Annotated in this window: 7 protein-coding genes; 1 reads left to right on the forward strand and 6 read right to left on the reverse strand. The window is 75.0% G+C overall.

The genetic code is table 11. The features are described 5' to 3' along the window. Positions 1 to 14: 14 nt before the first annotated feature. From E9549_RS16300 to E9549_RS16325, 6 genes are all read right to left on the reverse strand, one after another. A complete protein-coding gene (locus tag E9549_RS16300) occupies positions 15 to 1,265 on the reverse strand; it encodes a CynX/NimT family MFS transporter (RefSeq protein ID WP_236827640.1) in 1,251 nt (416 codons plus the stop codon). Continuing rightward, positions 1,258 to 3,444 carry an Ldh family oxidoreductase gene (locus E9549_RS16305; protein ID WP_236827641.1) on the reverse strand — a complete coding sequence of 729 codons (2,187 nt, stop codon included), beginning with the start codon at positions 3,442 to 3,444 and terminating at the stop codon, positions 1,258 to 1,260. The genes E9549_RS16300 and E9549_RS16305 overlap by 8 nt, the downstream gene beginning before the upstream one ends. Next, complete coding sequence (locus E9549_RS16310) at positions 3,441 to 4,280, reverse strand: DUF6282 family protein (protein ID WP_236827642.1); 840 nt, start codon at positions 4,278 to 4,280, stop codon at positions 3,441 to 3,443. Before E9549_RS16310 ends, E9549_RS16305 begins: the two co-directional genes overlap by 4 nt. 30 nt (positions 4,281 to 4,310) lie before the next feature. Further along, complete coding sequence (locus tag E9549_RS16315) at positions 4,311 to 6,602, reverse strand: TRAP transporter fused permease subunit (protein WP_236827643.1); 2,292 nt, start codon at positions 6,600 to 6,602, stop codon at positions 4,311 to 4,313. Further along, a complete protein-coding gene (locus E9549_RS16320; protein WP_236827644.1) occupies positions 6,599 to 7,138 on the reverse strand; it encodes a hypothetical protein in 540 nt (179 codons plus the stop codon). Before E9549_RS16320 ends, E9549_RS16315 begins: the two co-directional genes overlap by 4 nt. Positions 7,139 to 7,218: 80 nt before the next feature. Further along, the gene (locus E9549_RS16325) at positions 7,219 to 8,178 is read right to left on the reverse strand and encodes a TAXI family TRAP transporter solute-binding subunit (protein WP_236827645.1); all 960 of its coding nucleotides are present in this window, start codon (positions 8,176 to 8,178) and stop codon (positions 7,219 to 7,221) included. Between the two features lie 267 nt (positions 8,179 to 8,445). On the opposite strand from E9549_RS16325, the gene E9549_RS16330 reads away from it, so the two are divergent. After that, positions 8,446 to 9,062 (forward strand): GntR family transcriptional regulator (locus E9549_RS16330; protein WP_236827646.1); only part of this gene is annotated, 617 nt, incomplete at its 3' end.

Consider the following 9,062-nt stretch of genomic DNA (forward strand, 5'->3'; position numbering starts at 1 on the left):
GCCGGGCGCGCCGGTCAGGTCGGGGAGTGCAGGTCGGGCACCGCCGCGGGCCGCCAGGGGTGCCGCAGCGAGGTCACCGGCAGGCCGCGGGACCGGCGGACGGTGCGGCGGGCCGAGCGCACCGTCAGCGCCGCCGCGAGGCTCAGCACCGCCGCGGTGGTCCACGCCGCGCGGTAGGAGAAGGCCTGCGCGACCACGCCGAACAGCAGCGGCCCGCTGGCCGCACCGAGGGAGAGGCCGGTCTGGACGAAGCCGGTCACCGAGGCCGCCGCCGTCCGGTTGTCGCGGATCACCGCGAAGTGGAACAGGCCGGTCCAGGCCCAGCCGAGCAGGTACGCGCCGAAGGAGCCGGCGACGAACAGCGGCGTGATGCCGGTGGCCAGCAGCAGGTAGGCCACCGACCCACCGGCCATGAGGTTGGCGATGAACAGGTACCGGCTGCGGTCGGGGTACCGGTCGGCGAGCCACCCGAACCAGACGCGCGCGCCGAGACCCACCACCGAGCAGGCGGCGAACAGCAGCCCGGCGGCGCCCGGGCGCAGGCCCGCCGCGACGGCGGAGTCGACCAGGAACACCCCCGTGGAGGTGGCCGCCGCCGAGCCGAGGAAGCCACCGACGGTCAGCACGACCAGCCCCCGGCGCGGAATCCCCTTGTCCGGCCCCCGGTCGGCGGCCGCCGGCGCGCGGGACCGGGCGTCCCGGCCGGTGAGGACGGCCCACAGCAGCAGCGCCAGCGCCAGGCCGATCGCGGCGAGCACCGCCCACCGCCAGCCCAGCACGAGCGCGATGCCGGGCACGGCCAGCCCGCCGAGCAGCGTCGCCGCGGGGATCGAGGACTGCTTGATCCCGAAGGCCAGCCCCAGCCGGGCCTCGGTGACCAGCTCGGAGATGCCCAGGTTGGCCGAGGGCTGGGCGACGGCGTTGCCGAGGCCGCCGATCGCCAGCCCGGCCATCAGCCAGGCCGCGTCCTGCGCGAGCGCGATGACGCCGAGCGAGGCGATCGAGAGCAGCGCCGCGAGCGCGGTGCCCCGGCGGGAGCCCAGCCGCTGCACCAGCCGGCCGCCGGGCCGGGCGAGCGAGCCGGAGACGGCGAAGAGCGTGGCCGCGGCGAGCCCGAAGACGCCGAGACCCACCCCGAGGTCGGCCCGGATCTGCACCGCGAGCGCGCCGACGAGGAAGGCCGGCAGCACGCCGAGCACCGAGACCGAGACGCCCTGGGCGACGGCGCGGCCGGAGGCGACCGGGGCGGCGGTGCGCTCAGCCACGGGCGGCGGCCCCCAGCGGCCGGCCGAGCCGGTCGCCGAGGGCGACCAGCGCCGCGTGCGTCTCCCGGTCCAGCGGCACGCCCTCCGCCCGCCGCCGCGCGCGCTCGGCCGCGGCGCGCTGGCCCGGGGTGCGCACCGGCAGCTCGTCGTCGACGGGCAGGAGCGCCCGCAGCTCGGCGAGCATCCGGTGCATCTCGTCGCGCATGCGGGCGGGGTCGCCCAGCCGGGCCGGGTCGAGGACGACGACGAGGTGGCTGGTGCCCGGCGGCCGCGGCTCGGACCGGAACGTCAGGTTGCCGACCTCCGGGCCGAGCGGGCCACCGGCGAGCACCGCGGTGAGCACCTCGACCAGCAGGCCCAGGCCGTAGCCCTTGTGGCTGGAGCGCTCGCGGTCGCTGCCCAGCGGCAGCAGCGCGCCCTTGCCCGGGAAGACCGCCGCGGGGTCGGTCGTCGGCCGGCCGTCGGCGGTCAGGCCCCAGCCGCGCGGCACCGGCAGCCCCTGGCGCAGCGCGATCTCGAACTTGCCGCCGGCCACCGCGGAGGTGGCCATGTCGAACACCATCGGCTCCTCGCCGGCGACCGGCACGCCCAGCGCGAGGGGGTTGGTGCCGAAGTACGGCCGGCCGGTGCCGGTGGGGGCGACGATCGGGCCGGTGTTCGTGGCCACCAGCCCGACCAGGCCCTGCGTGGCGACGTCGTGCACGTAGGAGCCGCTCGCGCCGTGGTGGCTGCTGCGGCGCACGTTGACCCAGCCGACGCCGTACCGCCGCGCCCGCTGGACCGCCTCCTCGAGCGCCAGCGCCGTGACCGGGTGGCCGAGCAGCCCCTGCCCGTCGACGAGGGCGACGGCCCCGCCGTCGGAGTGCACCACCGGCTCGCCGCTCGCGGCGATGGCGCCGCTGCCGATCATCGTCACGTAGGCCGGCAGCCGGGCGATGCCGTGCGAGTCGATCCCCGACAGGTCGGCGTACCCGAGCACGTGCGCCACGTCCCGGGCGTGCGCGGGCCGCACGCCGGCGGACTCCAGGACGTCGACCGTCCAGCGCTCCAGCACCTCCGCCGGCACCCGCACGTCCGGCTCGGGCCGCACCTCCACGGGCGTGCCCTCGCCGCCGGGTGCCGTCGCGTCGAACGCGGCGAGCACGGCGTCGGCGACCTCGTCGGTGGCGACCGGCGCGATCCCGGCCGGGGCGAGGTCGTAGGTGAAGGGGCCGTCCCGCAGCACGGTGTGCGTCGCCGCGCGCAGCCGGTCGCCCACCGCCCGGGTGGCCTCGAAGTGCTGCAGCAGCGCGACGAGGGCGAGGAACCCGCCGAGCGGGGAGACCTGGCGCAGCCCGGCCCGCCGCGGCGCCGAGCCGTGCGCCGGCTCGAACAACCCCTGGCACCGCCCCTGCGCCGGTGGGCCGGGGTGGATCGAGGCCGATCCGCACAGCGCCGGCGAGCCGGCCCGCCCGGCGGCGAGGTCGCTGAGGATGTCGCCGAGCAGCCCCTCGGTGACGATCACCGCCGGCACCTCGGCGCCCGACCCCAGCTCGAAGGCGGCGCGGTCGACGTACCGGTGCTCGACGGGGACGCCGCGGCGGCCGGCGACCTCGGTGGCGACCTGCCGCCACAGCCGGCCGGTGGCGTAGAGGTTCGCCTTGTCCACCGACACCAGGCGCCCGGCCCCGGGGCCGGGGCCCCGCTGGAGCAGCCGGTCGATGCCCAGGTCGACCACCTCGGCGACGCGCCCCGGGGTCAGCCGCAGCACGTCGGCGGCCTCGCCGCCGTCCTCGGAGTAGGTGCGGTCGGCCGGCCCGGTGCCGTAGGAGCCGCCGATGAGGTTGCGGACGACGGTGAGGTCGCCGTCCTCGCCGAGCGGGATGTCGCGCACCGAGATGCGCAGGTCGTAGCGGGCCCGCAGCCGGTGCAGCGCGACCTCCGGCCGGGGGCAGACCTCGGGCGGGACACCCGGGTCGTCCCCCACGGCGCCGAGCAGGATCGCGTCGGCGTCGTCGCAGGCGGCCAGCGTCTCCTCGGGCAGCACCTCGCCGGTGGCCGCCGCGGCCCGCGCCCCGACCGGCCACGGGCCGGTGACCTCCACCAGCCCCTGCTCCGCCAGCCGGCGCAGCAGCCGGGCCGGCCCCTCGAGCACCTCCGCGCCGACGCCGTCGCCCGGCAGCAGCGCGACCCGGATCACCGCCGCACCAGCCGTCGCCCGACCGTGGTCAGGACCTGCTCGGCGTCGGTCTCCCCCATCGACCGCTCGAGGTCGGCCAGCCAGGCCGGCAGCGCCTGCTCCATCGTCGGGTGGTGCGCGTGCCCGAGGTCGCCGCCGAAGGCGAGCATGTCGTGCGGGTAGACCTCGCCGAGCGTGGTGGAGGGCGGGCCGTCGGTGGTCAGGATGTCGGGCAGGATGCCGAGCTCCAGCACCACGCCCAGGCGGGCCAGCTCGGGCGCGGCGTCGTCGTCCCACTCCAGGAACGGCATCCGGGGGTGGTTGAACAGCATCCGGGTCACCCCCGCCGCCTTGGCCGCGCGGAACAGCACCAGGGTCTGCGCGCAGGTGAGGTGGCCCGAGGCGAGCACCAGGTCGTAGGCGGCGACGACGTCGAGCACGTCCTGCCACGCGGGCAGCAGCGCGCCGCCGTCGTCCACGACGTCGACCTGCCGGAACACCATGCCCCGGTGCACCGAGCGCGCCGGGCTGGACGGCGAGGTGATGTGCGCCGGCGCCGACACCGTCGGCATCCACACCACCCGGCCACCCAGCCGCGCCGCCACCTCGACCGCATCCGGGTTGGCGCCGCCGACCGGCGAGTTGAGCACGATGCCGCCGTACACCTCGACGCCGGCGGCCTCACCGCGCTGGGCGGCGAGCACCGCCCGCTCGACGGTCGAGCCCTCGTGCGCCTTGAGCACCGCCAGGTCGACGCCGACCGACCCGTGCGCGCCGAGCACCTCGTGGTCGAAGCCGTGCCGCTCCACGAGGCTGGGTGCCCCGTGGACGTGCAGGTCGGCGACCCCGGTGATCACGCCGTCCCCCGCCGCCGGGGCCCGCCCACGTCAGCGCTCCCCGGGGCGGTCGGTGCCCGACGCGCTGGCACCGGTCGTCGTGGTGCCGGTCGTCGCGGTGCCGGTCGTCGTGGTGCCGGTCGTCGCGGTGCCCGTCGGCGACCCGGTGTCGTCGGACGACCCGCTCCCCCGTCCGGGGACCAGGTCCTTCACCTTGCCGGCGACGTCGTCCCCTGCCCGCCGGCGCATGACCAGGTGCACCACGGTGCCGAGCACGCCGAACGACAGCCCGATCGCGATCCACAGGGGCTCCATGACCAGCAGCGCGATGGCCGCGCCGAGGAAGAGCGCCCGCTCCGGCCAGGCGGCCGGCCCGATGAGCCACTTGCCCGTGACCACGGCGAGCGCGCCGACCGCGAGGGAGGAGGCGACGAACGCGATGGCCACCGTGGCGGCGCCGCCCTCGAAGAGCAGGCCGACGCCGTTGGGCGAGAGCACGAAGATGAACGGCACGAGGAACGCCGGCAGCGTGTACTTCCAGGTGAGCCACATCGTCGGCACCGGTTTGCCGCCGGTGATCGCCGCGGCCGCGAAGGGCGACAGCGCCGTCGGCGGGGAGACCTCGCTGAGCACCGCGTAGTAGAAGATGAACATCGCCGCCGCGAACGGCTCGACGCCGACCTGCTGCAGCGCCGGCGAGATGATCACGAACGAGATGATGAAGCTCGCCGTGACCGGCACGGCCAGGCCGAGCAGGATCACCACGATCGCCGAGAAGAGCGCGGTGAGCACCAGGCTGCCGCCGGCGAAGTCGACGATGATGCCGGCCAGGCGCAGCGCCAGACCGGTGAGGGTCATGACGCCGACGATGATGCCGGCGACCGCCATGACGGGGATGACCGAGAGGGCGCCGACCGCGCCCTGGCCGAGCGCGTGCCAGACCCGCTTCGGCGTCATCCAGTGCTCGCGGTCCAGCCAGCTGAGCAGGAAGGCCAGCGCGGTGGCGTACACGACCGCGCGGAAGGGCGTGTAGCCCATGGCCAGGAAGACGACGATCGCGGCCAGCGAGCTGAAGTGGTACCCGAACCGCAGGAGCAGCCGCCAGGCCGACTTCTCCTCCACCTCGACCTGGCGCGTGCCGTGCCGGCGGGCGTCGAACTCGATCGCGAGGACGATGCCGAGGTAGTACAGGATCGTCGGGATCGTCGCCCAGATCAGCACCTCGAGGTAGGAGACGTTGAGCAGCTCGGCGATGATGAACGCCGCGGCGCCCAGGGTCGGCGGCGACATGATCGCGCCGATGCCGGCCGCGGCGAGCACACCGCCACCGGCCTCCGACGGGTAGCCGGCCTTGCGCAGCAGCGGCCAGCCGAAGCCACCGAGGGTCACCGTCGTCGCGACGCCCGAGCCCGACACCGTGCCGAGCAGGAAGCCCGACAGCGTCACGGTGCGACCGGGGCCGGCGGCGGACTGGCCGAAGGCGGCGAACGACAGGTCGATGAAGAACTTGGTCGCGCCGGAGGCGGCCAGGACGGCGCCGTAGATGGTGAACAGGATGATGTAGGTCGCGGCGACCTCGAGCGGCACGCCGAAGATGCCCTGGGTGCCCATGACGTTGTGGCCGATCAGCCGTGGCCACTGGAAGTCGGCGGTGGTGAACGGGCTCGGCATCGCCGACCCGAAGTAGGCCATGGCCAGGAAGCCGACCACCACCAGCGGCACCAGCAGCCCGACGGTGCGCCGGGCGGCCTCCAGGATCAGGATGACCAGCAGGGTGCCGACCACCAGGTCCATGTCGGTGGGGACGATCGCCCGGCGGAAGAAGCCCTGCCAGTCCCAGACCATGTAGAGGCCCGGCACCAGCGACACGAACGCCAGCAGCCAGTCCAGCACGTTCGGGCGGTCGGGGCGCCCCTCGGCCTTCGCCTTCTCCGAGCGGGCCCAGCCGCGGTAGGTCAGGAAGGTCAGGAAGAGCCCGACGCTCAGGAACAGCGGCAGGTACACCTGACGCGGCATCGGGTTGAACACCCAGTAGAGCGCGTACAGCGACAGCCCCACCCCGACGGTCGCCACCAGGTACCCGGGGATGCCCGTCAGGTGGCGCGCCGGCTTCTCCGCCTCGAACTCGGCGAGCAGCGCCTCCTCGTCGATGGCGTCCTCGTCGACGTCGCGGCGCCGGTCCCCGGTCTTGTCGATCGTGGAGGCGTCCACGTCCCCGCGCTCCGCACCGGGACTGCCCGGCGGGGCGCCGGGGACGTCGCCCGGCGGGTCGTCGGCCACGCGGGTGGCCCCGGCGGTCGTCCCCGGCTCGGCCTGCCGGTGCGTGAGACGTCGGAGATTCATCGGTTCTCCTCGATGTCGAGAATCACGGTGGGGTCGTCGGTGACGACGAGCTGCCAGATCGGGACCGGCTCGGCGCCCGGTACGTGGAGGGTGCGCTCACCCAGGTCGGTGGCGGCGATGCTCAGCTCGTCGAAGACCGCCGGCCGCGCCGGGTCGGGCGGGACCACGTGGGTCATCCGGTCCCCGGGCGGAGCCGGGCGGGGCGCGCCGGGGACGGCGTAGTACTCCTCGAGCACCGCGACCTGCTCCGCGGCCAGTTCGACCAGCTCGAACCTGCCGTCGGGGAGCACGCGGTAGCGCTCCTCGGCGAGGGTGCGGTAGACGCTGTTGCGGTACCCGACGGCGAACAGGTCGCCGTCGAGCGGGACGCGGGCCACCACCGCGCCGTCAGGGGCCCGCACGGTGACCGCCCGCGACCCGTCCCCCGCCGCGGCCGGCGCGGGCGGGCCCTCCCCCGTCGCGAGCGCGACGGCGACCCCGGCACCCGTCAGCGTGACGAGCGCCGCGACGACGGCGAGGAGGAGGTGACGGGCCACGAGCGGGCGTCGGGAGGGCCCGGGGCCGCCGGGGCCGGAGCGAGCTCCGGCACCCGGCAGCGCGCGGGTCGGGCTGCCGGTCAGCCGACCGAGTCGAAGTAGGTCTGGGCGCCGGGGCAGGTCTCGATGAACTCGACCTCGTCCGCGGTCTCGGGGTTCAGCTCCTCGGCCGCGGGGTGCACGGTGAGCAGCTGCTCCTGGTTCTCGAAGATGGTGCGGGTGATGGCCTCCTGCAGGGCCTCGTCCATGTCGGTCCGCACCACCAGGATGTTGGGCGAGACCACGTTGGGCACCGCCTCGTCCTGGCCCTCGTAGGTGCCGGCCGGGATGTCCTCGGCGAAGTAGTAGTCGCCGTACTGCTCGGCCAGCGGCTCGGCGTACTCACCGGTCGGGATCAGCACCAGCTCGTCGCTGCTCGCGAGGTCGACGATCGCGCCCGTCGGCAGGCCGCCGGACCAGGCGCCGGCGTCGACGGTGCCGTCCTGGATCGCCGCGACCGTCTCGGCGACGCCCAGCTGGACGCGCTCGATGTCGTTCTGCGGGTCGACCCCCGCGGCCTCCATGATGCGGTCGGCCGTGACCTCCGAGGCCGAGCCGACGGCGCCGGGCGAGACGCGCTTGCCCGCGAGGTCCTCGATCGAGGTGATCCCGGTGTCGGCGGTCGTGAAGAAGTGGACGAAGTTGTTGTACATGTTGCCGAGCGAGCAGATCTCCAGCGCCTCGCTGAAGGTGTTCTCGCCGTTCGCCGCGTCCGAGACCACGTCGCCGAGGGCCAGGGCCAGCTGCGCCTGGTCGGTGTCCAGCAGCTGCATGTTGTCGACCGAGGCGTTCGTCTCCTGGACGGTGACCGTCAGGCCGGGGATCTCGCCGCTCAGCAGGTTCGCGATGCCGCCGCCGTACGGGTAGTAGACGCCGCCGGTGCCGCCGGTGGCGAAGGTCAGCTGCTCGTTGAACGTCTGCCCGTCACCCCCGCCGTCGCCCGAGGCCGTGTCGTCGGCCGAGTCGCCGCCGCAGGCCGTGAGCGCGAGCGAGGTGGCCACCCCCAGGGAGAGGAGGAGGCGCGACCGCCTGCCGGGGCGTGAACCAGGAGTCGTGAGCATCGTGTGCCTTCCTGTCGGTGCCGGGCCGGCGGCCGGGGCACCGGCTGCGGGACCGCCCGCACGCCGGCCCACCCGCAACCGGAGGGGGCGTCAGCATCATCGCTGTTTTTCAGGTCACAGGAGTGAAGCAGCTCACATTCGGGACTGTCTACTGTTTACAGTGTCACGGGACGATGACTTTTCCGAGCGTCGCGTGGAGGCCGGCCGATGTCCGACGCACCGCCCATCGCGGCCCTGCCCCTGCGCGAGCACGTGTACGAGCGGCTCCAGGAGCTGCTGATCAGCCGGTCCCTGGCACCCGGCGACCACCTCGTCGAGGAGCGGTTGGCCGCGCAGCTCGGGGTCAGCCGCGGGCCGGTGCGCGAGGCGCTGCAGCGCCTGCACCGGGACGGCTGGATCACGCTGCGGCCGCGGCACGGCGCCTTCGTCAACAAGCCCACCCGCCAGCAGGTGCAGGAGTTCTTCGAGGCCCGCCAGCTCGTCGAGCGGGAGGCCGCCCACCTGGCCGCCGTGCGCCGCACCCCGGAGGACGCCGCGGAGCTGCTGGAGATCTGCGACCGGGCGGACGCCGACTGGCGGCGCGGCGTGCCCTCCCAGGAGATGGCCGCGCACACGGCCCGCTTCCACCGCGCCGTCCTGGTGCACGCCCGCAACCACCTGCTGCTGCAGTTCGGCGAGCAGCTCTCCCTCCGCAGCCGGTGGTTCTTCGCGCCGCTGGTCTCCTCCATCGCGCCGCGCGCCTGGGCGGAGCACCGTCAGGTCGCCGAGCTGATCGCCGCCGGCGAGGCCGACCGCGCCGCCGCCGCGATGCACCGGCACGTCGC

Origin of the sequence: Blastococcus sp. MG754426 (genome assembly GCF_021699055.1) — a bacterium.
GTDB lineage: Bacteria > Actinomycetota > Actinomycetes > Mycobacteriales > Geodermatophilaceae > Blastococcus.

What these genes read in the sequence shown, in the direction of transcription:
- E9549_RS16315 (WP_236827643.1), bottom strand. Translation starts at nt 6,602, where the DNA reads ATGAATCTCCGACGTCTCACGCACCGGCAGGCCGAGCCGGGGACGACC.